General features: G+C 72.6%; 21 protein-coding genes. 6 read left to right on the top strand and 15 right to left on the bottom strand.

The features are described 5' to 3' along the window. Positions 1-48: 48 nt before the first annotated feature. Genes P5G50_RS04150 through hemE form a run of 5 tightly spaced genes read right to left on the bottom strand, consistent with a single transcriptional unit; the run spans position 49 to position 3,832 of the window. On the bottom strand, positions 49-264 hold the full coding sequence (locus tag P5G50_RS04150) for a DUF3618 domain-containing protein (RefSeq protein ID WP_301211876.1): 216 nt from the start codon (positions 262-264) through the stop codon (positions 49-51). Continuing rightward, a complete protein-coding gene (locus tag P5G50_RS04145; protein WP_301211875.1) occupies positions 254-664 on the bottom strand; it encodes a phage holin family protein in 411 nt (136 codons plus the stop codon). Before P5G50_RS04145 ends, P5G50_RS04150 begins: the two co-directional genes overlap by 11 nt. 25 nt (positions 665-689) lie before the next feature. Beyond that, complete coding sequence (locus tag P5G50_RS04140; RefSeq protein ID WP_301211874.1) at positions 690-1,025, bottom strand: hypothetical protein; 336 nt, start codon at positions 1,023-1,025, stop codon at positions 690-692. Positions 1,026-1,040: 15 nt separating this feature from the next. After that, entirely contained in the window at positions 1,041-2,687 is a 1,647-nt protein-coding gene (locus P5G50_RS04135) for a protoporphyrinogen/coproporphyrinogen oxidase (protein ID WP_301211873.1), read from the bottom strand. Next, positions 2,684-3,832: a uroporphyrinogen decarboxylase gene (gene hemE / locus P5G50_RS04130; protein WP_301211871.1), complete on the bottom strand. Its 1,149-nt coding sequence runs from the start codon at positions 3,830-3,832 to the stop codon at positions 2,684-2,686. Before hemE ends, P5G50_RS04135 begins: the two co-directional genes overlap by 4 nt. A gap of 113 nt (positions 3,833-3,945) precedes the next feature. Here hemE and P5G50_RS04125 point away from each other — a divergent pair, with 113 nt between their 5' ends. The 5 genes from P5G50_RS04125 (at position 3,946) to P5G50_RS04105 (ending at position 11,221) form a co-directional block, all read left to right on the top strand. Then, positions 3,946-5,256, top strand: a complete 1,311-nt coding sequence (locus P5G50_RS04125) for a glutamyl-tRNA reductase (RefSeq protein WP_301211869.1) — start codon at positions 3,946-3,948, stop codon at positions 5,254-5,256. Positions 5,257-5,282: 26 nt separating this feature from the next. Next, positions 5,283-5,912 (top strand): GNAT family N-acetyltransferase, encoded by a 630-nt coding sequence (locus P5G50_RS04120; RefSeq protein WP_301211868.1) that lies wholly within the window; start codon positions 5,283-5,285, stop codon positions 5,910-5,912. Between the two features lie 75 nt (positions 5,913-5,987). After that, a complete protein-coding gene (locus P5G50_RS04115; RefSeq protein WP_301211867.1) occupies positions 5,988-7,376 on the top strand; it encodes a glycine--tRNA ligase in 1,389 nt (462 codons plus the stop codon). A gap of 76 nt (positions 7,377-7,452) precedes the next feature. Beyond that, a complete protein-coding gene (locus tag P5G50_RS04110; RefSeq protein WP_301211866.1) occupies positions 7,453-10,038 on the top strand; it encodes a bifunctional lysylphosphatidylglycerol flippase/synthetase MprF in 2,586 nt (861 codons plus the stop codon). Between the two features lie 118 nt (positions 10,039-10,156). Next, a complete protein-coding gene (locus tag P5G50_RS04105; RefSeq protein WP_301211865.1) occupies positions 10,157-11,221 on the top strand; it encodes an NAD-dependent epimerase/dehydratase family protein in 1,065 nt (354 codons plus the stop codon). Between the two features lie 4 nt (positions 11,222-11,225). Here the strand turns inward: P5G50_RS04105 and P5G50_RS04100 are convergent, their stop codons facing one another. From P5G50_RS04100 to P5G50_RS04065, 8 genes are all read right to left on the bottom strand, one after another. Continuing rightward, positions 11,226-12,137 carry a serine hydrolase gene (locus P5G50_RS04100; protein WP_301211864.1) on the bottom strand — a complete coding sequence of 304 codons (912 nt, stop codon included), beginning with the start codon at positions 12,135-12,137 and terminating at the stop codon, positions 11,226-11,228. A gap of 176 nt (positions 12,138-12,313) precedes the next feature. Continuing rightward, entirely contained in the window at positions 12,314-14,287 is a 1,974-nt protein-coding gene (locus P5G50_RS04095) for a M13 family metallopeptidase (protein WP_301211863.1), read from the bottom strand. Between the two features lie 10 nt (positions 14,288-14,297). Beyond that, on the bottom strand, positions 14,298-14,765 hold the full coding sequence (locus tag P5G50_RS04090; protein WP_301211861.1) for a hypothetical protein: 468 nt from the start codon (positions 14,763-14,765) through the stop codon (positions 14,298-14,300). Between the two features lie 73 nt (positions 14,766-14,838). Beyond that, positions 14,839-15,309 (bottom strand): GbsR/MarR family transcriptional regulator, encoded by a 471-nt coding sequence (locus P5G50_RS04085; RefSeq protein ID WP_301211859.1) that lies wholly within the window; start codon positions 15,307-15,309, stop codon positions 14,839-14,841. A gap of 39 nt (positions 15,310-15,348) precedes the next feature. Beyond that, the gene (locus P5G50_RS04080) at positions 15,349-17,115 is read right to left on the bottom strand and encodes an ABC transporter permease (protein WP_301211858.1); all 1,767 of its coding nucleotides are present in this window, start codon (positions 17,113-17,115) and stop codon (positions 15,349-15,351) included. Continuing rightward, entirely contained in the window at positions 17,112-18,110 is a 999-nt protein-coding gene (locus P5G50_RS04075; protein ID WP_301211857.1) for an ABC transporter ATP-binding protein, read from the bottom strand. Before P5G50_RS04075 ends, P5G50_RS04080 begins: the two co-directional genes overlap by 4 nt. 51 nt (positions 18,111-18,161) lie before the next feature. Beyond that, positions 18,162-18,971, bottom strand: a complete 810-nt coding sequence (locus P5G50_RS04070) for an HNH endonuclease family protein (RefSeq protein ID WP_301211856.1) — start codon at positions 18,969-18,971, stop codon at positions 18,162-18,164. After that, positions 18,968-19,645, bottom strand: coding sequence for a hypothetical protein (locus P5G50_RS04065; protein ID WP_301211855.1), 678 nt, complete (start codon positions 19,643-19,645; stop codon positions 18,968-18,970). Before P5G50_RS04065 ends, P5G50_RS04070 begins: the two co-directional genes overlap by 4 nt. A 67-nt stretch (positions 19,646-19,712) precedes the next feature. On the opposite strand from P5G50_RS04065, the gene P5G50_RS04060 reads away from it, so the two are divergent. Continuing rightward, on the top strand, positions 19,713-21,080 hold the full coding sequence (locus tag P5G50_RS04060; protein ID WP_301211853.1) for an MATE family efflux transporter: 1,368 nt from the start codon (positions 19,713-19,715) through the stop codon (positions 21,078-21,080). Positions 21,081-21,105: 25 nt separating this feature from the next. Here P5G50_RS04060 and P5G50_RS04055 read toward each other — a convergent pair whose 3' ends face one another. Both P5G50_RS04055 and P5G50_RS04050 read right to left on the bottom strand, forming a co-directional pair. Further along, complete coding sequence (locus tag P5G50_RS04055; RefSeq protein WP_301211852.1) at positions 21,106-22,314, bottom strand: amidohydrolase; 1,209 nt, start codon at positions 22,312-22,314, stop codon at positions 21,106-21,108. A 172-nt stretch (positions 22,315-22,486) separates the two neighbouring features. After that, on the bottom strand, positions 22,487-23,560 hold the full coding sequence (locus P5G50_RS04050; RefSeq protein WP_301211851.1) for a LacI family DNA-binding transcriptional regulator: 1,074 nt from the start codon (positions 23,558-23,560) through the stop codon (positions 22,487-22,489). Between the last annotated feature and the right edge of the window lie 73 nt (positions 23,561-23,633).

Below are 23,633 nucleotides of genomic sequence, written 5' to 3'. Positions count from 1 at the left end.
CCCACAGTCTCCCCCGCAAAGCTGAGAAGGCCAAAACCGCGGTCGCGGTCAGCGTCGGGTCAGCCGGACGACCGCCCAGACCAGGCCGCCGACCGTTGCGGCGACGCCTGCGGCGATGCCCGCGGCGACGAGAGGCTGCTCCGTGACGAAGCGCTGAGCGCGTTCGACGGCCCGCTTGGGAGCGCCGAACTTGTAGGTGATCGCGTCGACCGTGGCGGTGAGCTCTGCGCGGGCGCGATCGACGTCGGTGCGGTCAGTTGTCATACTTGCCCATCCCCTTCACGGCGTCCGCGTCCTCTTTGATGGAGTCGATCGTCTGCTTGGGCGCGACGCCGTTCATCCGCTTGAAGGAGCGGACGCCGACGAGCGCGAGCACGCCCGCGATCAGCAGCAGGGCGACGAAGACGATGAGCGCGGCGAGCCACGCCGGCAGTGCGACCGCGATCCCCAGCACGGCCGCGGCGATCAGCACGCCGAGGGCGAAGAACAGGAGGAACGCGGCGACGGCGAAGAGCCCGATGCCGACGCCGGCGTGCTTGGCCTTCTCGGCGAACTCGGCGCGCAGGTGCGCGACCTCGGCCTTGAACAGCTCGATCAGCAGCCGCGGCAGGTCGGCGATCAGCTCCGCCAGCGACTTGGACCGGATGCGCTCTCGATCGGTCATCCCGCTCCCCCTTCCGCCGTGTCGGTCAGGACCCGCTGCCGGCCGCCGCTGCTCCCGCGGCGGCGTGCGAGTCGCGGGCGGCACGCGGGGCGGAACCGGACGAATACGGGTCGCGCGCCTCGCGGCGGCGCTGGTTCGCGCGACCGACGAGCTTCTTCGCGGTACCGAAGGCGGCCTCCGGCAGCTCGCCGACCTTCGCGGCGACGAAGTCCTCGACCGCGGTGACCTGCTTCTGCACGCCCGGCGACTCCCAGAGCTTCGTCGCGGTCTCCTTGATCTGCTCGTACCGCCGTCGGCCGGCCCTGGCGCCGAGCACATAGCCCGCCGCCGCACCGGCCAGGAACAGAAGCTTTCCGCGCATTCGCGCCCCCTCGGTCTAGAGGTTGTCGGTCAGTGCCTTCCAGCGTAGACCTCGGATGCGCTCGGCCACCCGGCGCGCATCCGGGACCACCGACGCGAGGCCGGTGCCGGTCAGCCAGGAGCCGGTGACGTCGAGTCCTTCGACGGCCTCGGCTCCCGCGCGGACCCGCTCGATGCGGTCCCGCTGCCCCACTGTCGCATAGGGAAGGGCATTGGTCCAGGGGGTCCTGGCGAATGCGGTGACACTGGATTCCGCGAGCGGAATACCCAGCAGACGGCCCGCGTCGGCGACCGCCAGGGCGCGCAGCTCGGCGTCGGCGAGCTCCCGCGTCTCGGCCGGGCGCCCGGCACGGCCGTAGGAGAGACGGACGACGTGGCGGCCCTCGCCCGCGGCCTCCGCCACCCAGGCCCATTTCGCGCTGGAGTGCGTCATGGCCTTCGCGCGCACGTCGGCGTCCGCGGTGTCGGCGACGAGCACGCCCGTGCCGCTCGGGGCGGCCGAGAGGCGCTGGTCGTCGATCACGAGGGTGACCAGCTCGACGCTGGAGGCCGGCGGCCAGTCGAGGTCGCTCAGCGAGGCCAGCTCGGGCGACGCGGAGGCGAGCAGCGGCAGCGCGGCGTCCGACGGCACGGCGATCACGACGGCGTCGGCGGGAAGCGACGATCCGTCCGCGAGGCGCACGGTCCAGCGGGCGTCACGGTCGGGGTCGGCCGGCACGGTGTGCACGGGCGACGGATCGGCGGGCACGGGAGGCTGCGGTGCCGGCGCGTCGAACGGCGGCTCCTCGTCCAGCGCGTGGGCGAGCACGGCCTCCACGGCGGCCTCGATGGCGTCGTCGGGGTCGGGAGCCGTCCAGGGCTCGACCGCGACGACCGGCGCGCCGGTCACGATGCGGCCGCCGCGGGCCGCCACGTCGGCGGCGAGCGCCTCCGGCAGCCGCCACATGCCGCCGCGGATGCCGCCGACCGCGCTGCCCGCCTTGGCGGCCGAGCGCAGCTCGCCGACGGCGCCCGACAGCGAGCCCAGCCGCGTGAGCGCGGAGTTGAGGCCGGGCGCGACGACATCCACGTCGAGGTTCGCCGGTTCGGCCGAGTACACGCCGGTGACGACAGGGGCGACGAGGAGATCGTGCACCTTCCGCCCCATCCGCTTGCGCACGAGCGTGCCGAGGCGCCGCTCCTGCCCGATCTTGAGCACGGGCATCAGGCGGTCGAGGTAGGCGCGGAGGGCGCCTCCCCAACCGATCGCGGCGACGACGTCGTTCGCGAGCGGCGAGCTGGGGATGCCGAGCAGTCCCGCCTTCGGCAGCGGCACCGAGCGGGAGCCGTGCCGGACCATCGCGCCGGACGGGTTCGGCTGCACGACCTCCCCGTCGAGCCCCAGATCCTCCAGCAGCGCCGCCACGTGACCGCCACGGGTCGCGAAGCTCTCCGCGCCGGCGTCGAGGGTCATCCCGGCCAGCTCGAGCGGTGCGACGGAGCCGCCGACGCGCGCGGAGGCCTCCAGCACCGTGACGTCGAAGCCCGGCCGGGCGCACTCGCGCGCGACGACCAGTCCGGCCATCCCGCCGCCGATCACGACGATGCGGGTGGGCGGCGCCTCGACGGCGTGCCGGATCTCCTCCGCGAGCGCGTCGTGGTCGGTGGGCGTCGGGTCGGTCACGCTGCCCGCCACTCGTGGACGAACTCGACCACACGCGTCAGCACCGCCGGGTCGGTCTCCGGCGGGACGCCGTGGCCGAGGTTGAGGACGTGGGCAGGAGCCTCCAGCCCGCGGTGCAGCACATCGGCGACGTGGGCCGAGAGCACCTCCCACGGCGCGTCGAGCATCGCGGGGTCGACGTTGCCCTGCACCGGCACCACGTGCCCCAGCCGGCGGCTGGCCTCGTCCAGCGGGATGCGGTAGTCGACGCCGACCGTATCGGCGCCGGCGTCGTGCATCGCCTTGAGCAGCTCGCCGGTGCCGACGCCGAAGTGCACGAGAGGCACGTTGCGGATGATCGGCTCGCCGGCCTCCTCCGCCTCGTCCAGCGCTTCAGTGGTCGGCAGCGCATAGGTGAGGTCGCGCACGTGCGACAGCGCACGGGCGGAAGCCGGGGCGACATGGGTCGCGTAGTCGTGCAGCGACAGCGACCCCGCCCAGGAGTCGAACAGCTGGGCGGCGCTGGCGCCGGCGAGCACCTGAGCACGGAGGAACGCGCCCGAGATGTCGGCGGTCCAGTCCATCAGCGCGGCCCACGCCTCGGGGTCGGCGTGCATGAGCGTCCGAGCGCGGATGTGGTCCTTGGAGGGGCCTCCCTCGACCAGGTACGCGGCGAGCGTGAAGGGCGCGCCCGCGAAGCCGATGAGCGGCGTCTCCCCCAGCTCGTCCGTGGTCAGCCGCACGGCCTCGGTGATGGCCGCGAACGTGTCGGCGCCGAGGGAGGCCGGGTCGACCTCCGCGAGCCGCTTCACGTCGTCGAGCGTGCGCACCGGCTGCTCGAACACCGGGCCCTTGCCCGGCTGGATCTCGACCTCCACCCCGGCCAGCTTCAACGGCACCACGATGTCGCTGAAGAAGATGCCCGCGTCGACCCCGTGCCGGCGCACCGGCTGCAGGGTGATCTCGCTCGCCATGGCCGGGTCGAGGCACGCGTCGAGCATGCGGGTGCCGACGCGCAGCTCCCGGTACTCCGGCAGCGACCGCCCTGCCTGCCGCATGAACCAGACGGGCGTCACCTCCGGCCGGTCGGCCTGGTAGGCGCGGACGAGCCGGCTGGAGCCGGTCAGCCCGGCGGAGAGCGGATGGGCGGCGGGGAGGTTGGTCACCCCTTGATTGTGCCAGGGTGCGACCTGCCAATCCCCCGGGAATCCGCCCGTCGCCCCTTGTCCAGGCGCCGCTCGATTCGAAGACGGTTGCGAGCGGGCGTAGGCTTTCGTGCGTGCTTCTCTGCTTCTCGTCGAGCCACCGGACGGCGGACTTCGACCTCCTCGAACGGCTCGAGCGCAACGCTCCGGCCGTCTCCGCGGCACTCGCAGAGCACAGTGAAGTCGTCGCCGGTTCCGTCGTGCTCGCGACCTGCAACCGGTTCGAGGCGTACCTCGACATCGACGAGCCGCTCCCGGCCGCCCGCGCCGTCTCGGCCGAGGCCGTCATCGACGCGGTGAGCGCCGCCAGCGGCATCGCCGCCGACGAGCTGCGGTCCGCCAGCTCCGTCTACTGCGACGACGCCGTGGCCGAGCATCTGTTCGCCGTCTCCAGCGGCCTCGAGTCCGTCGTCGTCGGCGAGGGCGAGATCGCCGGGCAGGTGCGGCGCTCGCTCGAGAACGCCCGCGCCGCCGGCACCGTCACGAACGACCTCGAGCGGCTGTTCCAGGACGCCTCCCGCACCTCCCGCGGGGTGAAGAACCGCACCGGCATCATGACCGCCGGCCGGTCGATGGTGCGCCTGGCGCTCGAGCTGGCCGAGAGCCGCATCAGCGACTGGGCGCAGGCGCGCGTGCTGCTCGTCGGCACCGGCAAGTACGCCGGCGCGAGCCTCGCCGCCCTGCGCGATAAGGGCTCCGAGGACGTCCGCGTGTTCTCGCCGTCCGGCCGCGCCGCCAAGTTCGCGCACTCGCACGACATCCTCCCCGTGGAGGCGGACGGGCTCGTGGAGGCTTTGGCCGAGAGCGACCTCGTCGTCACCTGCTCCGCGGTGACCGACCACGTGCTCACCCCGGCGATCATGACGGCCGCCCAGAATCTCCCCGGTACCCGCGAGCGCCGCCTCGTCATCGACCTCGGCCTCCCCCGCAACGTCGACCCCGCCGTCGCGGGTCTGCCGGGCGTCGAGCTGCTCGACCTCGAGACCATCAGCCTCCACGCCCCCCTCGAAGAGCTGAACGCCGCCGACGACGCCCGCGAGATCGTCGACGCCGCCGCGGCCGAGTTCGCCGCCAAGCGCGCCGAGCAGGCCGTCACCCCGGCGCTGGTCGCGCTGCGCAAGCACGTCTTCGACGTGCTCGACGCCGAGATCGAGCGCGCACGAGGCCGCGGCGACTCCAGCGAGCAGACGGAGGCCGCCCTGCGCCACCTGGCGGGCGTGCTCCTGCACACCCCGTCGGTCCGCGCCCGCGAGCTGGCCAGGCAGGGCGAGGCGCAGGCGTTCGTCGACGGCGCCTCCGCGCTGTTCGGCCTCGACGTCGAGCCCGCCGCGCCCCGGCTCTCCGCCGTCGTGCGCGACATCGCCGACGAGTCCGCCGCATCCTGAACCCGCACCCGACACGAGGAGGAACCGTGAGCGACGAAGCCGCCATCCCCACTCGCACCGCCGAGCCGCACGCGGCGACCGGCCTGCCATGCGCCGCCGAGGAGCTGCGCACCGAGCGCCTCTGCCTCCGTCCGCTGAACACCGGCGAGCTGGACGAGGCGCAGTCCTACCAGCGCGCCCGCGACGTTGTCCGCTATCTGCACTGGGAGGTGCACGACCACGAGGAGTCGGCCAAGCGCCTCCGCAAGCGCCTCGCGATGAACGGCCTGCACCAGGACGGCGACGGCATCGTCTACGCGGTCGAGCTGCTCGACGCCGACGGCGGCCACACCCGCGTCATCGGGCACATGAGCATGTTCCTGAAGTCGGCGCAGTGGGCGCAGGTCGAGCTGGGCTGGGTGTTCCACCCGGCCATCCACGGCCGCGGCTACGCGACCGAGGCGACCAAGCGCCTCCTGCAGCTCGCCTTCGACGGCCTCGGCGCACACCGAGTGTTCGCCCAGCTCGACGCCCGCAACGAGGCGTCGGCCCGGCTGTGCGAGATCGTCGGGATGCACCAGGAGGCGCTGCTGCGCGAGCGCGAGATCAAGGACGACCGCTGGGTCGACACCGCCATCTACTCGCTGCTCGAGGACGAGTTCCGCTCGGCGCAGTGAGCACCCTTTCCGCTCGGTAGGATTGTGGCGGGCGCACTCTCGCCCGACCAACACCTGACTTCGAGTGGGAGCACCATGGCCGCAACGTCGAGACTGGATTCCGTCATCACGCTGGCGCAGCACCGCGGATTCGTGTTCCCCTCCGGCGAGATCTACGGCGGCACCCGCTCGGCCTGGGACTACGGGCCCCTCGGCGTGGAGCTGAAGGAGAACATCAAGCGCGAGTGGTGGAACGCCTTCGTGCGCGGCCGCGGCGACATGGTGGGCCTCGACTCGGCGATCATCCTGCCCACCCCGGTGTGGGAGGCCTCCGGTCACGTGAAGGTGTTCAGCGACCCGCTGACCGAGTCGCTGATCACGCACAAGCGGTACCGCGCCGACCACCTGTTCGAGCGCTACGAGGCCGAGCACGGCCACCCGCCGGAGAACGGGCTCGACGACATCCCCGACCCCGACCACCCGGACAAGGTCGGTCAGTGGACGCCGATCCGCCAGTTCTCGGGCCTGATGAAGACGTATCTCGGTGTCGTCGACGACGAGTCGGGCCTGCACTACATGCGCCCCGAGACCGCGCAGGGCATCTTCACCGACTTCGCCGCCGTGCTGCAGACCGCGCGCAAGAAGCCGCCGTTCGGCATCGGCCAGATCGGCAAGGCGTTCCGCAACGAGATCACGCCGGGCAACTTCATCTTCCGCACCCGCGAGTTCGAGCAGATGGAGATCGAGTTCTTCGTCGAGCCCGGCACGGACGACGAGTGGTTCCAGACCTGGATCGACCTCTGCTGGGACTGGTTCGTCGACCTCGGCATCGACCCGGCCAACATCCGCCGCTTCGAGCACCCGCAGGACAAGCTGGCCCACTACTCCAAGCGGACCATCGACATCGAGTACAAGTTCGACTTCGTCGGCAGCGAGTGGGGCGAGCTCATGGGCGTCGCGAACCGCACCGACTACGACCTCAAGACGCACATCGAGCACTCGGGCAAAGACCTGAGCTATTTCGACCAGAACAAGAACGAGCGCTACGTCCCGTACGTGATCGAGCCGTCGTTCGGCCTGACGCGCGCGCTGATGGCGTTCCTCGTCGACGCGTACGACGAGGAGGAGGTGCCGAACGCCAAGGGCGGCACCGACAAGCGCACGGTCCTGCACCTCGACCCGCGCCTCGCGCCGGTCAAGGTCGCCGTGCTGCCGCTCTCGCGCAACGAGGCCCTCTCCCCGCTCGCCCGCGGGCTCGCCGACAAGCTGCGCAAGCGCCGCAACGTCGACTTCGACGACTCGGGCGCGATCGGCCGCCGGTACCGCCGTCAGGACGAGATCGGCACGCCGCTCGCGGTGACCGTCGACTTCGACTCCCTCGAGGACGACGCGGTCACGGTGCGTGACCGCGACTCGATGAAGCAGGAGCGCATCCCGCTCGAGGGCCTCGACCGCTACCTGGCAGAGCGCCTCCGCGAGATCTGAGCCGCCTCCGCGCGCTTCGGCCCGCCTGAGCGCCCGAGCGGGCCGCTAGGGTGGTCCGGAGCCGACGGAGACCACGATGAGCACCGCTCCCCCCACCGAGCACGGCCGGCGCGACGACGCCGGGGCGCCCGTGCGCGAACCGGCGCGGCCTCCGCACTCCCTGCTGCTGCGCTTCGCCCGCGTCGCGCCCGCCAGCATCGCGCTCGCGGCGATCGTGCTCGTCACCTCGCTCGTGACCGGGACCGCGTGGAGCGTCGCGACGGCGGGCGGGCAGGCGCTGCTCTGGGCCGCGGGCGTGACCACGACCATCCAGGCCGGGTTCTGGTGGACGCCGGTCACCGCGCTGTTCGTGCCCGAGGATCCGCTGCAGCTGGTGCTGTGCGTGCTGTTGTCGCTGACCGTCTTCGCCGTCGCGGAGCGCTATCTCGGCACGGCGCGGGCGGTCACCGCCTTCCTCGTCACCGGTGTAGTGGGCATCGCCCTCGGCGTGCTCGGGCAATGGCTCGCGGCCGGAGTCGGCGAGCTCTGGGCGACGGCGACCGAGTTCGATTTCACCCTCGACCCGACCATCGGGATCACGGGAGCCGTGGTCGCGGCGAGCGCCTTCGCCAGCGCGCTGTGGCGACGGCGGATCCGGCTGGTCGCCTTCGCGATCGTGCTGATGCTGGTGCTCTACAACGGCGACCAGAACAACGTCTACCGGCTGATCGCCGCGCTGCTGGGGCTGGGCCTCGGCGTCGCGATGCGCCGCACGCGGCTGCAGCGGCTGCGACGCAGCTCGCACGGCGAGACGCGCAACCTCGTCGCGACGCTGATCGCGATCACGGCCGTCGGCCCGATCGCGGCGCTGCTCCCGCCGGGCGGGTTCGGGCCGTTCTCCTTCATCGCCGAACTGTTCCGCCACGAGCAGGTCGACGTCGCCAGGACACTCGCGCGCTGCGAGGCGTCCTTCACGACCGACTGCCGGCTCGGCCTGGCGCTCGTCTCGGTGCAGGGCCTGGGCCCGCTGCTGCTGTCGCTGCTCCCGCTCGTGCTGCTCATCGTCACCGCGATCGGGTTGCGCCGGGGCCGGCACTTCGCTCTCGTGCTCGGCATCGTGGTCAACGCGGTGATGCTCGTGCTGCCGTTCACGGCGCTGCCCTCCGGCGAGCTGCGGCTGGAGGTCGACAGCCTCGACGCGCTGGTGCCCGCGATCGAGGTGCTCGCGTGGGTGTTCGCCGCGATGCTGGTGCCCGCAGCCTCCATCGTCCTGCTCCTCCTGACGCGGAGGCAGTTCCAGATCCGGGCGCCGCGGGCGGCGGTCGTGCGCTTCACCCTCCTCACCGTGATCGCCTTCCTGCTGCTCGCGATGGCGTACCTGGTCGCCGGGCTGGCCTCCCTGGCGGGGTACGTGCCCGACGCGACCATCGGCGACGTGTTCGCGTCGACGCTGCGGCGGTTCGTCCCGGCCGGCTTCGAGTCGGTGCTCGGGCACGTCATCGTGCCGACCTCCCTGCCGGTGGTGATCCTGTACCAGTGGATCGGTCCGGTGTTCTGGGCGATCTTCGTGGTCGCGACCATGCGGCTCTACCGCGCGACGTCGACCGGGCGCACGGTCGGAGACGAGCTGCACTTCCGCGAGCTGCTCCGCTGGGGCGGCGGAGGGACGCTCGGTTTCATGGGAACCTGGCCGGGCAACGTCTACTGGTTCAGCGAGGAGAACGACGCGGCGGTCGCGTACCGCGTGATCGGCGACGTGGCGATCACCCTCTCCGACCCCGTGTGCCGCCCTGACCGCGCCGAGCAGACCATCATCGACTTCATCTCGTTCTGCGACGCCAACAGCTGGACGCCCGTCTTCTACAGCGTCCACGGACGCTACCTACCGGTCTTCGAATCGCTGGGGTGGCAGTCGATGTCGGTCGGCGAGGAGACGCTGATGCACCCGCTCACCTTCGACCTGGCCGGCAAGCCGTGGCAGAAGGTGCGCCAGGCCCACAACCGCGGCGTGCGCGAAGGCATCACGACGGTGTGGACGAGCTGGGATGACCTCCCGCCGCTCCAGCAGTCGCAGGTGACCGCTCTGAGCGAGCAGTGGGTGGCCGAGAAGGAGCTGCCCGAGATGGGGTTCACCCTCGGCGGCATGGCCGAGCTGAAGGACCCGGATGTCCGGCTGTACCTCGCCTTCGACCCGGCGGGCGGACTCCAGGCGGTCACGAGCTGGCTGCCCAGCTGGGAGGCGGGCCGCGTGACGGGCTGGACCATCGACTTCATGCGCCGCGGCGACGACAGCATGCCCGGGATCATGGAGTTCGTCATCGCCTCCGCCGCGCTGCGCATGCAGGAGGAGGGCGTGGAGGTGCTGAGCCTGTCGGGGGCGCCGCTCGCCACCGCGCCGACCGGGCCGGGCGGGCCGGTCGGGCCGGGCGACGACTCGGACCAGGAGGACGAGGGCGTGATGGAGCGGCTGCTCGCCTTCCTGGCACGAACTCTGGAGCCCGCGTACGGCTTCGCGTCGCTGTTCGCCTTCAAGAGCAAGTTCAACCCGACCTACGAGACGCTCTACATGGCGTACCCGGACCCGGTGGCGCTGGCGGCCATCGGCACGGCGATCGGCAAGGCGTACCTGCCGGACGCGAACGCGCGCGAGTACGTGGCGCTGGCGCGCACACTGCTGCGCTGACCCTGCCGCCGCGTGGCTGCCGCCCGGCCGTCGAGTACGCGCGAATTCGACGCGGAACCGCCGACTACGCGGACTTTCCGCGTACTCGGCCGTTGCCCGGCCCGCGTACGGTGGTCGCATGCATGCGGACGACACGCGCACGGCCATGATCATCGGAGGGACCGGGCAGATCGGGTCGGCGGTGGCGCGGCGGCTCGCGCACGACGGCTGGTCCGTGCTCGTCGCCCACCGCGGCGAGCACGCTGGCGACGCCGCCCTCGCCGAGCTCGACGTCACCAGCATCCGTCTCGACCGGGAGGACACGACCTCCCTCGTGGAGCGGGCCCACGGTCACGACCTGGTGCTCGACACCGTCGCCTACGAGCCGCGGCACGCCGACCAGCTCGCGCAGCTCGCCGGCGAGGTGGGATCGCTCGTCGTGATCTCGACCGGTTCGGTCTACCTCGGGCGCGACGGCGGCTACCTCGACGTCGTCACCGGGCCCGACGACTTCCCCGACTATCCGCTGCCGCTGCGCGAGAGCGACCCGACCGTCGACAACGCCGAGCGCACCTACTCGCCCCTCAAGGCGGCGCTGGAGCGGCGGCTGCTGGAGGTCGACGACCTGCCCGTGAGCATCCTGCGGCCCGGAGCCATCCACGGGCCGTTCAGCCCGGCGCTGCGCGAGTGGTACTTCATCAAGCGAGCCCTCGACGGCCGGCGCCGCGTGGTGCTGGCGGACGGCGGCCGCAACCGGTTCAGCACCTCCTCGACCGTCAACATCGCCGAGCTGGTCGCGCTGTGCGCCGCCCAGCCGGGCAAGCGGGTGCTCAACGCCGTGGACGACGACAACCCGTCCGTGGCCGAGATCGCGACCGCGGTCTACCGGGCACTCGATCAGCACGTCGAGCTGGACGTCTTCGACGGCCCACCGCTGGAGTCGGTGGGAGCGACACCGTGGACGGTCGCGCATCCCCTCGTGATGAGCATGGCGAAGGCGCAGGTCGACCTCGGCTACCGGGCAGTGGCCCGCTACGCCGACGCGGTCGCCACCGCTGTGGACTGGGCCGTACGGGAGGTCCGGGCCGCGGAGCGGCACGGAGAAGGCTGGGAGACCGTCTTCCCCGCGCTGGCCCGGCGGGCGGCGGCCGACGGCTGGTTCGACTACGCGGCGGAGGACGCCTACCTGGACGGCAGGGGCTGACCCGTCAGAACACGTACTCCAGCAGGTCGAGCCCGACCGTGCGCATCCCGTCGATGACGGCGAGGCGGGCCGGGAGGCTGGTGTCGTCGAAGTAGGTGGAGACCGCGTAAGTCACGCCGGCACGCGGGCCGCGCAGCACGCCGACCTCGCTGCGCACGCCGGCGTCGGTGCCCGTCTTGTTGACGAGCAGGATGCCGTGCTCGGCGTGCCGGTGCGAGTGCGGGTCGAGGCCGAATGCGCTGGAGACGAGGGAGAAGTCGCTGTTGAGCGACAGCCACGAGATGACGCGCTGGCTCGTCGCCGGGCTGACGACCTCGCCTCGGGCGAGGGCCGAGAACAGCCAGGTGAGCTCGTTGGCGCTGCCGACCGAGAGCTGCGGAGCGTCGTCCGGGCCGCGGTGGTCGCGGACGAGGTCGAGGAGGGCCGTGCGCGTGAGGCCGAGCGCCTCCGTACGGGCGCTCACCGCCTCCAGCCCGACCCGGCGCAGCAGCACATTGGTCGCGAGGTTGTCGCTCGATGCGCCGACGAGGGCCGCGAGGTCTGCCACGGGAAGGGACGGCACGTGGAGGTGGTGCCAGATGCCGGAGTCGCCGGCGGCGTCTTGCGGCAGCCTGTCGAGCGTCGCCAGCGGGCTCAGCTCACCGGTCTGCAGCCGGGCCGCGACCTCTACCAGCAGCAGCACCTTGCCGATGCTGGCGGTCGGCATCACGACGTGGTCGTCGACCGAGAAGAGCACCTCGCCGGTGGCGAGGTCGGTGGCGCGCGCCGAGACCTGCACGCCCTGGACGGCCAGCTGGCCGAGGGCGGCGAAGGCGCGCGCGAACGCCTCGCGATCACCGATCGGACCCCGGTGCCTCCCGCGTCGCGCACCCGCATGACGGGTGCGCCGCTCGGACTCCTGGGTCTGCGTCGTCACGGTGTGGCTGCGCCCTTCTGCCGAGTCTGAACTGCCGGAGCTGCGGACCTCCCCGATCCCCGATCGGCCGCCCCGCGATCGCCCGCCCGGAGAGCCTTCTGCCGAGCCGACGACAGAAGAGATGTTACCCCGATCGGGGGACACGTGAGTGGGCCGATCGGGAAAGTTCGGTGCGCTCACCAGATGGTGACGCGCTCCTCCGGCGCCAGCCACAGTGCGTCGCTGTCGGACACTCCGAACGTCTCGTAGAAGGCGTCGATGTTGCGCACGATCTGGTTGCAGCGGAACTCGTTCGGCGCGTGCGGATCGATCGCGAGCAGGCGGATCACCTCGGCGTCGCGGCCCTTCTGCTGCCAGGCCTGCGCCCACGAGAGGAAGAACCGCTGCGCGCCGGTGAGCCCGTCGATCACGGGCGGCTCCTGGCCGTCGAGGGACAGCAGGTACGCCTTCCAGGCGATGCCGAGGCCGCCCAGGTCGCCGATGTTCTCGCCGATGGTGAGAGCGCCGTTGACGTGGTGGTCGGGCACCTGCGCGGGAGCGAGGGCGTCGTACTGCGCGATGAGGTTCGCCGTGCGCTTCTCGAAGGCGGCGCGGTCGTCGGCCGTCCACCAGTCCTGCAGGCGGCCGTCGCCGTCGAACTTGGAGCCCTGGTCGTCGAAGCCGTGGCCGATCTCGTGCCCGATCACCGCTCCGATCGCGCCGTAGTTGGCGGCGGCGTCGCGGCCGGCGTCGAAGAACGGGTACTGCAGGATCGCCGCAGGGAACACGATCTCGTTGAAGCCGGGGTTGTAGTACGCGTTGATCGTCTGCGGCGTCATGAACCACTCGTCGCGGTCCAGCGGCTTGCCGATCTTGCCGAGCTCGCGGTGGAACTCGAACAGCGCGGCCGCGCGCACGTTGCCGACGAGGTCGGTCGGGTCCACCTCGAGCGCCGAGTAGTCGCGCCACTTCACCGGGAAGCCGATCTTGGGCGTGAACTTGCCGAGCTTGTCCAGGGCGCGCTCGCGCGTCTGCTCGCCCATCCACGGGAGGCTGCGGATGCTCTGGCGGTACGCCTCGACCAGGTTGGCGACCAGCTCGTCCATCGCCTCCTTCGCCTGCGGCGGGAAGTGCCGCTCGACGTAGATGCGGCCGACGGCCTCGCCCATCGCGCTCTCGACGAGGGAGACGCCGCGCTTCCAGCGCACGCGCATCTCGGGCGTGCCGGTGAGCGTGCGGCCGTAGAAGTCGAAGTTCGCGTCGACGAAGTCGCCGGTCAGGTACGGCGCGGCGCCGTGGATGATCTGCCATGCCAGCCAGTCCTTCCAGGCCTGCAGGCGCGTCTCGGTGAGCAGCGCCGCGATCCCGGAGGTGAAGGACGGCTGCCGCAGCACGACCTCGGCGAGCGCACCCTCCGGCGCATCGAGCGAGGTGGCCCACGCGTCGAGCGACGCCTGCGGGTCTCCGCCGCCGCCCGCGAACAGCGCGGATGCGTCGGCCCAGCTGTAGAGGTTGTACGTCTTCTCGGAGTCGCGCGACTGCACGTTGTCCCAGTGGCACTTCGCGATGTCGGTCTCGAGGTCGAACACCCGCTGGGCCCGCGCGGCGGCGTCGTCGACGCCGGCCAGCTCGAACATGCGCTGGATGTGCGCCACGAACGCCTCGCGCACCGGCGCGAACCGCTCCTCGCGGAAGTACGACTCGTCGGGCAACGAGATGCCGCCCTGCTCCACGAACACGAGGTAGCGCTCGGGGTCGCCGGGGTCGTTGTCGACGAAGAGCTGGTAGAAGCCGGCGACGCCGTGACGCTCCAGCGTGGCGAGCGTCTGCAGCAGCTCGGAGATGCTGGAGGCGTCGCTCGCGAGAGCGAGCTGGGCCGCGATCGGCTGGACCCCGAGGGCGTCGATGCGCTCCTCGTCCATGAAGCTGGCGAACAGGTCGCCGAACTTGCGCTCTTCCGTGCCCTCCGGCGCGGTCTGAGCGGCCTCGACGATCTCGCGGACGGCGGCCTCCGCCTCCTCCGCCAGGATCATGAACGAGCCCCAGCGCGCCTTGTCGGCGGGGATCTCGGTGCGGTCGAGCCAGCGGCCGTTGACGTGCCGGAACAGGTCGTCCTGAGGGCGGGTCGCGGGGTCGAGGTCGTCGGTGGCGATGCCGGAAGCGAGCGTCATGCAGCCCAGCCTACGGCGCGCCCACCTCCGACCGCAGCCCATTCGGACGGGTTGTGGAGAGCTCGCCGGAGGCGGCGCCTGTGGAGAGTCGGCCGAGGCTCCGGAGCCGCAGGAACGAGAGCACGAAGAGCCCGCCCAGCACCGCCTCGGCGAGGATCGACACCCAGCCGGACAGGCTCCCGTAGCCGAGGATCGAGTACACGACGTTGACCAGCGCGGTCACCACGTACAGCGCGCCGAGCACGCCGCTGAGGAGCGGCCGGCTGGTCATCCGCCACCACGCCCTGGCCGGCCGCAGCGGCTCCTCCGGCCCGCGGAACAGGCGCGAGGCGAGATACCAACCCGCGACCTGGAGCACGCTCAGCACGATCGAGCCGGTCTCGGAGTGCAGGGCGTCGAGGAGGAGCGCCAGGAGCCCGGAGACGACGACGAGGACCGCGACGACGATCCCCTTCTGCAGCGGTGTGACGAATTTCATGGTGCCCTGCCCCCTGGTGTTGCTCGACGCCAGCATGGCGGCCCAGCGGGTCGTGGAGGCGGAGGCGCGCCGCTCAGCGCCTGCTCGCGCGCACCTGCTCCCACTCCCCGATCAGCTCGGGGAGGCGCTCCTGCAGGAAGCGGTAGAAGCCCGCCATGTCGGCCAGTCGCTCTGTCGCGGGCGAGGCGGGGTCGTCGACGGCCGCGAGCCCCGCGTCGGCCTGCGCGGCGAGCACGCCGTAGATCGGGCTGTTGCGCACCATGAGCGCGTACCAGTCGCTCGGCAGCTGATAGCGGTCGCGGCGGCTGCCCGTCTGGCTGAGGCGGCGGACGATGCCGATGGTCTGGAGGTAGCGGACGCCTCCCGAGATCGCCGCAGGGCTCACGTCGAGGGCCTCGGCGAGCTCGGCGGCGGTCATGCCGTCCTGCTCCGTGACGGTCAACGCCATGAGCACGCGGGCGGGCATCTTCGGGAAGCCGGCGCCCGCGAGCACGGCGGCGGCGTGCTCGCGCATCTCGCGCAGGGCCGCTTCGTCCTTCGCCACGCGTTCCTCCTCCCGCCCTCCGGCCGGCCGCCGCCGCGCTCAGCCGGTCGCGAGGTCGCGGCGGCGGATCAGCACGGCGGAGGCGACGAGCGCCACGAGTGTTATCCCGAACATCCAGTATCCCCCGGTCCAGTCCGGTTCGCCGACGACCACGGGGGCGTCGGCGAACGGGGAGACGTGGCGCAGCCAGTCCGGGAGCTTCACCAGCCCGCCGAAGACGCCGATGAAGGCGCCGAGACCGAGCGCCGCCCAGCCGACGGGCGCGGTCGCCGCTGGAAGCAGCACGAACACCAGCGTCAGCACGCCGAGGTACGAGAGCGCCACGGGCAGCTGAGCGGCGGCGGCGGCGAAGGAGTCGCCGATGCGGGCCACATCCTCTCCGGCACCGACCGCCGACACGGCAGAGGCGACGGCCGCGCCGAGCAGCACCAGCACCACCGCGACGACACCGACCAGCACGAACTCGAGCAGCCAGCGGACCCGGGAGACGGGGGTCGCCAGCACGGTCTCGGCCGAGCCGCTCGCCTCCTCCTGCCGGAGCCGGACGACGGCCTGAACCGCGCACGCCGCCGCCAGCACACCGACGATCGAGAAGATCGCCGAGATGAACAGCTGGCTCAGCGGACCGGACCCGCCCGCGCCGATCCGCCCGATGGCCTCCCGGATGTTCGACATGCTCGGGTCGTCGGCCAGCGAGTTGCTGACGACGCTTCCGAGGGCGCCGGCCAGGAGGCCGGTCGCGATGCCGCCGAGCGTCCAGCCGAGGATGACCGGCCACAGCAGCCGCCATGCCAGCCCCAGCGGGCCGCTCAGCGTGGGCAGAGCGTCCCTCCGACCGGCCCGTTCGGGAAAGACCCCGGCGCCGGAGTCGCGTACCGACTGGATGCCGAACACGACGCCGACGAGCACGGCCGCCAGCGCCACCTGCAGCAGCAACGGCCCCCCGTCGTCCGCGGTGTACGGCGCCGACGCCTGCCCCCAGCCGATCGGGCTGAGCCAGCTCGGCCAGCCCGCCGCCAGGTGCGTGCTGTCGACCGGCGTGCCGATCGCGTCGCCGATGCCGTTCAGCAGGTAGGCGAGCAGGACGACCGCCGCGGCGTACCCGTTCGCCCCGCGGGAGGTCGACATCAGCTGGGAGAAGAGCAGCCCGACGCCCAGGAAGGCGAGGCCGGCACCGCCGATCGCCGCTCCGGCCGTGAGCGAGCCCTGGACGGGCAGGCCGGCGGAGATGAACCCGCCGGCGGCCACCAGAGCCAGGACGATGTTCACGAGCACGCCGTGCGCGACCGTCGCGGCGGTCGGCAGCAGGCGACCCGCGGGCGTGGAGCCGATCAGCTCTGCCCTGCCCGACTCCTCCTCCGCCCGCGAGTGGCGCACCGCGAGGAAGGTGTTCATCAGTCCGGCGAGCAGCGCCAGGAACGTGTAGATCTCGAAGAACGTGACGCTCGCCAGGCCGGTGCCCTGCGGGATGCCGCGGAGCATCAGGATCGCGGGGTTCGCGATCGCGAGGCGCACCAGCTCGGCCCTGGCCGTGGCGTCCCCATAGGTCTGGGCGATGCTCGCGGCCGAGAACGCGGCCAGCAGCCCGATGCTCAGCAGCCACACGAGCAGCTGCCAGCGGTCGCGGCGGAGGCGCTGGCTCACGAGGACGGCGACGGTGCGGGTGGCGCTCGGGGGCGTGACCGTCGGCGATCCTGGTGGGTCGAGAGGCCCGCCGGCGCCATTCGGGCGGGCGCCGGCGGCAGCATGCTGGTGGCGGCGGTCCCGCCCGGGGTCGGTGGGGGCGTGCGTGCCCGCGGAGGTCATCGCCGTGCTGCCTGCTGGTCGGCCGCGCGACGGTCGGCGCGACGCTCGCGGCCGCCCCCGGCGTCCGCGTCGCCCTCGCGCACGTCGTCGCCGTAGTGGCGCAGGAACAGCTCCTCGAGCGACGGCGGCGCGACGGTGAGGCCGCGCGCGTCGATCCGGGCGAGCGCGGCGAGGACCGGCGGCAGTCCGTCGCTGTCGACCGTGAAGGTGACCCTGCCGCCCGAGACGTGGAGATCGTAGGCGGCGGGGATGCTCGCCAGCGCCTCCTGCGACACACCGTCGGCTGCGAACGAGACCTCGGTACGGGTCAGATGGCGCAGCTCGTCGAGGCTGCCCGACTCGACCGTGCGGCCGGCGCGGATGATGCTGACGCGGTCGCACAGGCGCTCCACCTCGGAGAGGATGTGGCTCGACAGCAGCACGCTCGCGCCCTCGGCGGCGATCCTGGCGACCTCCGAGGCGAACACCGCCTCCATCAGCGGATCCAGACCGCTGGTCGGCTCGTCGAGGATGTAGAGGTCGGCCGGCGTCGCGAACGCGGCGACGAGCGCCACCTTCTGCCGGTTGCCCTTGGAGTAGGCGCGTCCCTTCTTGTGCGGGTCGAGCTGGAAGACCTCGAGCAGGCGCTGCTTGCGCTCCGCGTAACCGGCCTTGTCGGTCGTGCCGCCGCGCAGCCGCGACACGAGGTCGATCGCCTCGCCGCCGGAGAGGTTGGGCCACAGGCTCACGTCGCCGGGCACATAGGCGATGCGGCGGTGGAGGTCGACGGCCTCCCGCCAGGGGTCGCGGCCGAAGACGGTCGCGCGTCCGCCGCTCGCCCGGGCGAGGCCCAGGAGGACGCGGATGGTGGTGGACTTGCCGGCGCCGTTGGGTCCGAGGAAGCCGTGCACCTCGCCGGCAGGCACGACCAGGTCGAGACCGTCGAGAGCGTGGACGCGGCCGAACCGCTTGTGGAGGCCGACGGCTTCGATCACCGGGGCAGACTGCTCGTTCATGAGCGGGAGCATACGCCCTCTTCACAATTTCGTGAAAGTGGTGAATCTCCGCTAGCGGCAGTCGGCGAGGATGCGGTCGAGCGCCGCGCGTTCTGCCGGTACGACCCAGAGCGCGTAACGCGCCTTCACGGCGACCTGGCGAGAGGCGTACTCGCACCGGAAGGCCTTGGCCGGCGGAAGCCAGGTCGCCGCATCGCCCGCTCCCTTGCTCTGGTTGGTCGGCCCGTCGACGGCGACCAGGTTGAGCGGATCGTTGGCGAGGCGGAGGCGCTGCTCGGGCGAGAGCGCCTGCGCGCCCGTCTGCCAGGCGTTCATCAGCGCGACGACGTGGTCGATCTGGACCCGCGCGGAGGTGTCCGGACCGCGCTGGAAGGCGATGGTGCGGCCGGCGTACGGGTCGTCCAGCGTGCCGGAGAGCACGGTGCAGCCTCCCCGTCGCACGACACCGGTCAAGTCGCGGGCCAGGATGTCGTCGCGCGTGCTGCAGCCGTTGCGGTCGACGTCCTCCCAGGCGGGGCCGAAGTCGCCGACGCGGTCGTAGCCGGTCTTGGGTGCGCGGCCCTTGGTGGGGAGGGCGGCGAGGAGGGCGCGAGCGGCGCCCGGCGCGGGGACGTCGGCGTCGGGGGTGAGCGGGGAGACGCGGGAGGGTGCGGGCGCGGTGGGCGCCGCGGGCGCGGCGGGCGCTTGGGGCGCGGTGGCCTCCGCAGGCGCCGACGCCGAGGCGGCCGGGCCTTCCGGCGACGTTCCGTCTCCGCCCCGCGACGCGACGGCGTACCCGCAGAGGGCGATCACGGCGGCGAGGACCAGCCCGGCGGCTCCGAGCCCCGTCTTCGCACCGACCGCGCGACGGCGGCGCCTCACCGCGCCGAGCGCCGGGAGGTCGACGCCATCTCACCCGGAAGCGTCGGGACGCCGCGGTGGAGGCCGCGGCCGGCCAGATGCACGCCCGGGCGCTGGCTCGTGGCGATCTCGCCGAGCTCGCGGATCACCCGACGGAAGTACGGCCCGGAGACGGGCCCCAGGTACGCCGCCGGGTCGAGGTCGGCCTCGTTGCGCAGGCGGATCTCGGCCCGCGACGCCTCGATCGGTGCGATCAGCTTGGCTCCGCTGCGGTAGCGGATCAGCCGGTGCACCCACTGGTCCAGCGGCTCCGGAAGGCCGCGCGGAACGCGATCGTGCTCGGGGGCGAGGGAGACCCTGGCGCGTCCGCCGCCGAGGGTCGCGTGGTCGACGCGGCCGCCCTCGGCCGCTCCGCCCGCGCCGGATGCCGCGCGCTCGCGCCGCCGCTCGGTCGCCAGCACGGCGTCGAGGTCGTCGCGCCGGTTGTGCTGCTGAGCGAGCACGTCGAGCGCGTCGATGGCCGCGGCGAACTCCTCCTCGTAGCCGGCGTACGCCTCCGGATGGGCCGCCCTGTCATGGGTGAGATCGGTGCGCGCCATGCTCGCCTGGCCACGACCCAGCATGGTGCGGCCGCTCTGCACGCGCTCCAGGCGCCACGTCCAGGTGGCGAGGAGTTCTGGCATCAGCTGGCTCATGAGTCCACCCTAGGAACGACCTCCGACATCGCCGCGGAGCGACCCGCCCGACCGGCGGGCGGCCCCGATGTCGGTGGTCGGCAGTAGGGTCGGGAAGGTCGTGAAGCTCCTCCGTCCGCGCCCGGTCGATCGGGACATCCTCCGCCTCGCCGTCCCGGCGCTGGGCTCGCTGATCGCCGAGCCGGTCTTCCTCCTCGCGGACTCGGCGATGGTCGGCCATCTCGGCGTCGCGCCGCTCGCCGGGCTGGGCATCGCGAGCGCGGTGCTGCAGACGATCGTGGGGCTGATGGTTTTCCTCGCCTACGCCACGACTCCGGCGGTCGCGCGGAGGCTGGGAGCGGGCGACGAGCGCGGCGCCGTCGCCGCGGGGGTGGACGGCGTGTGGCTCGCGCTGGGCCTCGGTGTGGTGCTGGCCGCCGCGGGCTGGTTCGCATCGCCCGCCCTGGTCGGGCTGTTCGGCGCATCCCCGGCCGTGACCGACCAGGCGGCCCAGTACCTGCAGGTGTCGATGCTCGGCCTCCCGGCGATGCTGCTCGTCTTCGCGGCGACCGGTCTGCTGCGCGGACTGCAGGACACCCGGACGCCGCTGGTCGTCGCCGTCGCGGGGTTCGCGGCCAACATCGCGCTGAACTACCTCTTCATCTACGTGCTCGGGAGGGGCATCGCCGGCTCCGCGCTCGGCACGGTCGTCGCGCAGTGGGCGATGGTCGCGGTCTACGCGGTGATCGTCGCGCGGCATGCGCGCAGGGTGGGGGCGCCGCTCCTCCCCCATCACGCCGGCATCGGCCGATCCGCCCGGGCGGGTGGATGGCTGTTGCTGCGTACGGCGAGCCTCCGCGCCGCGATCCTGCTGGCCGTGTTCGCGGCGACCCGGCTCGGCCCCGACGAGCTGGCGGCCTTCCAGGTCACCATGACGGTGTTCTCGACGCTCGCCTTCGCACTCGACGCCCTCGCGATCGCCGCGCAGGCGCTGGTCGGCAAGGGCTTGGGAGCAGGAGACGCGGAGGGGGTCCGCGCCGTTCTCCGCCGCTGCTTGGAGTGGGGCGTCGGCGCCGGCGTGGTTCTCGGTGCCGCGACAGTCGCGCTCAGTCCGTTCGCGGCCGGGCTGTTCACCAGCGACCCCTCGGTGGCCGCGCTGCTCGCACCCTCCCTCGCGATCATCGGCATCGGCGCGCCGCTCGGCGGGTACGTGTTCGTGCTCGACGGCGTGCTGATCGGCGCGGGCGACGCGCGCTACCTCGCGCTCACCGGCCTCCTGAACGTCGTCGCGTTCGTTCCGATGGCCGCGGCGGTGCTGCTCTGGGGCGGCCACGACGCCGCGGGCCTGGCATGGCTCGCGGCCGCGTTCGCCTTCGGGTATCTGGGAGCGCGGGCGGTCACCCTGGGGCTGCGCGCACACGGGCGCACGTGGATGCGCGTGGGCGCGGTGGTGTGACGCGACGCCCCGGCGACCGGACCGGCTAGCCCAGCCACTCCCGGGCCGCGACCACGAGCGCGCGCACGCCGGTCGGGATGGTCGGGTGAGCCAGCGGGGCGAAGTACGGGGAGTGGTTGGAGGGGATGTCCTCGTCGACCGTGCCGGCCTGCATCGCCGCGCGGACCTTCTCGGGGTCGCCGCCGCCCAGCATCCAGTACACCAGCGGGGCGCCGGCCGCGGTGGCGAGGTTGCCGACGTCCTCGCTGCCCGAGAGCGCACCCGGGTCGAGCAGGTTCTCGGCGCCGAACTCGGCCGCGAAGGCGGCGTTGACGCGGGCGGTGGCGTCGGGCTCGTTGACGGTGACCGGGTAGCGCTCGCCCCACTCCAGCTCGGGCGCCTTCGTCGCCCCGGAGGCCTGCGCCTCGGCGGTGATGATCCGGTCCACGGCGGCGAGCACTCGGGCGCGGACGTCCTCGTTGAAGCTGCGGACGCTGATCCCGAGCCGGGCCTCCGCCGCGATGATGTTGTTCTTAGTGCCCGCGTGGAGGCTGCCGACGGTCACGACGGACGTGTCCTGCGGGGCGATCTCCCGCGAAACCACGCCCTGCAGCCGCATCACGGTCGCCGCGGCCATGACGATCGGGTCGATGGTCGTCTCGGGGCGGGAGCCGTGGCCGCCGCGGCCGTGCATGGTGACCTCCATCGTGTCGACCGCCGCCATCGCGGCGCCCGAGTGCGCGCCGAGCATCCCGGCGGGGAGGGGCGTGACGTGCTGGCCCAGCACGACGTCCGGCGTCGGAACGCGGTGGTAGAGACCGCTGTCCACCATGACCTGGGCGCCGCCGCCGTGCTCCTCGCCGGGCTGGAAGACGGCCACGAGGGTGCCCGACCACTGGTCGCGGGAGCCGGCCAGCTCCTCCACGGCTCCGAGCAGGCAGGTGATGTGGATGTCGTGGCCGCACGCGTGCATCACCGGAACGGTGTTGCCCTCGTCGTCGGTGACCGTCTGGGTCGACGCCCACGGCAGGCCGGTGAGCTCGCGGACGGGCAGCGCGTCCATGTCGGCGCGCAGCAGCACGGTCGGGCCGTCTCCGTTGCGCAGGACGCCGGCGACGCCCGTGCCGCCGATGCCGGAGTGCACCTCGAGACCGAGGTCGGTGAGCTGCTGCTCGACGATCCCGGCGGTGCGGTGCTCGGCGAAGGACAGCTCGGGGTGGGCGTGGAGGTCGCGGTAGAGGGCGTCGAGGTCCATGCCCCCACCCTATGCGGCGGCGCGGCCACTCCGTCCGGCGCTTCCCGGGCGAAACATTCGTGGCGAATGTGCGGTTTGGGCGCCCCTTTTCCTACATTCGGCACGAATGCGGGGTTTGGGCGCCCCAATCCCTGCATTCGGCACGAATGCGGGGTTCGGACGCGGCACGCCGTCAGCGCGCGGGGCGCGGCGGCGCCGTCGTGTTGCCCCGGTGGAACACGCTGGTGAAGGAAGTGGGCCGCGCCTCCTGGCCGTCGAGCATGGCGACGATCGCACGGCCGGCGGCGCGGCCCTTGTCGACCGCGGGCTGGACCAGGGTCGTGAGGTCGTAGGGCCAGAGGCCGTCGACGCGCACGCCGTCGAACCCGACGACGCTCACGTCGTCGGGCACCGCGAGCCCGAGCTCCTCGGCGGCGCGGATGACGCCGGCGGCCAGCAGGTCGCTCTGGGCGATGATCGCGGTCGGGCGGGTGGCGGGGTCGGCGAGCAGGGCCTCGCCGGCGAGGCGGCCCTCCTCGACGAAGGAGCCCCGGGTGGTCCGGCCGCGGGCGTCCGGGAAGACGTCGCGCGCCCCGGCGAGACGCTCGGCGGCGGTGGTCGAGCTGGCCGTCGTCGCGTGGTGTGGGGTGAGCGGGCCGCGGCCACGGTCGCGCGTGAGCGGCAGGGTGACGAGCGCCACATCGCGGTGCCCGAGGTCGAAGAGGTGCTGGGCGGCGACCCGCGTGGCCTCGCGGTTGTCCTGCGCGATCGTGGGCACGCCGTCCGCCGGATCCCCCTCGATGGCGACGAGCGGGATGCGGCGCTGCTTGAGCATCGCGACCGACTCGTCGAGGCGCGGACTGCAGCCGACCAGGACCACGGCATCCATCGGGGCGTCCTCGATGCGCTGGGCGGCCTCCCCCGCGTCCGTGAGGATCAGCAGACCGGCGTCGATGGAGCCGAGCTCCTCGCTGATGCCGTCGAGCAGCGCGATCTTGATCGGGTCACGGAACGCGTCGCGCACGCGCTCCTCCATCACGACCCCGACGATGCCCGAGCGTCCGCGGCGCAGCGAGCGCGCCCGCGGGTCGGGCCCGGCGTAGTTCAGCTCCTTCGCGGCGGCGAGCACGCGCTCGCGGGTCGCCTCAGAGACGGGCCCCGTGCCCGAGAAGGCGAGGGAGGCGGTGGAGTTGGACACGCCCGCCAGCCGGGCGACCGCGGCGAGCGTCGGTCGGGCTCCGGTGGAGGTGGTGCTGGCGTTGCTCACGTGTGGTAGCTTAGTCGAATCGTTTCGATCGAAACGATTCGACCGCCAGAAGTCACCAGATACCCAGCAGGAA

The sequence above is a fragment of the Leifsonia williamsii genome, assembly GCF_030433685.1.
GTDB classification, from domain to species: Bacteria; Actinomycetota; Actinomycetes; order Actinomycetales; family Microbacteriaceae; genus Leifsonia; species Leifsonia williamsii.
Note: the sequence above shows the minus strand (reverse complement) of the source record. Positions and strands in the feature narration are given on the sequence as shown.

Excerpts from the sequence above, each read along its gene's own strand:
- P5G50_RS04080 (WP_301211858.1), bottom strand. The coding sequence starts at position 17,115 with ATGACCTCCGCGGGCACGCACGCCCCCACCGACCCCGGGCGGGACCGC.
- P5G50_RS04140 (WP_301211874.1), bottom strand. The coding sequence starts at position 1,025 with ATGCGCGGAAAGCTTCTGTTCCTGGCCGGTGCGGCGGCGGGCTATGTG.
- P5G50_RS04145 (WP_301211875.1), bottom strand. The coding sequence starts at position 664 with ATGACCGATCGAGAGCGCATCCGGTCCAAGTCGCTGGCGGAGCTGATC.
- P5G50_RS04115 (WP_301211867.1), top strand. The coding sequence starts at position 5,988 with ATGGCCGCAACGTCGAGACTGGATTCCGTCATCACGCTGGCGCAGCAC.
- P5G50_RS04065 (WP_301211855.1), bottom strand. The coding sequence starts at position 19,645 with ATGAGCCAGCTGATGCCAGAACTCCTCGCCACCTGGACGTGGCGCCTG.
- P5G50_RS04090 (WP_301211861.1), bottom strand. The coding sequence starts at position 14,765 with ATGAAATTCGTCACACCGCTGCAGAAGGGGATCGTCGTCGCGGTCCTC.
- P5G50_RS04095 (WP_301211863.1), bottom strand. The coding sequence starts at position 14,287 with ATGACGCTCGCTTCCGGCATCGCCACCGACGACCTCGACCCCGCGACC.
- P5G50_RS04105 (WP_301211865.1), top strand. The coding sequence starts at position 10,157 with ATGCATGCGGACGACACGCGCACGGCCATGATCATCGGAGGGACCGGG.
- P5G50_RS04075 (WP_301211857.1), bottom strand. The coding sequence starts at position 18,110 with ATGAACGAGCAGTCTGCCCCGGTGATCGAAGCCGTCGGCCTCCACAAG.
- P5G50_RS04150 (WP_301211876.1), bottom strand. The coding sequence starts at position 264 with ATGACAACTGACCGCACCGACGTCGATCGCGCCCGCGCAGAGCTCACC.
- P5G50_RS04110 (WP_301211866.1), top strand. The coding sequence starts at position 7,453 with ATGAGCACCGCTCCCCCCACCGAGCACGGCCGGCGCGACGACGCCGGG.
- P5G50_RS04055 (WP_301211852.1), bottom strand. The coding sequence starts at position 22,314 with ATGGACCTCGACGCCCTCTACCGCGACCTCCACGCCCACCCCGAGCTG.
- P5G50_RS04060 (WP_301211853.1), top strand. The coding sequence starts at position 19,713 with ATGTCGGTGGTCGGCAGTAGGGTCGGGAAGGTCGTGAAGCTCCTCCGT.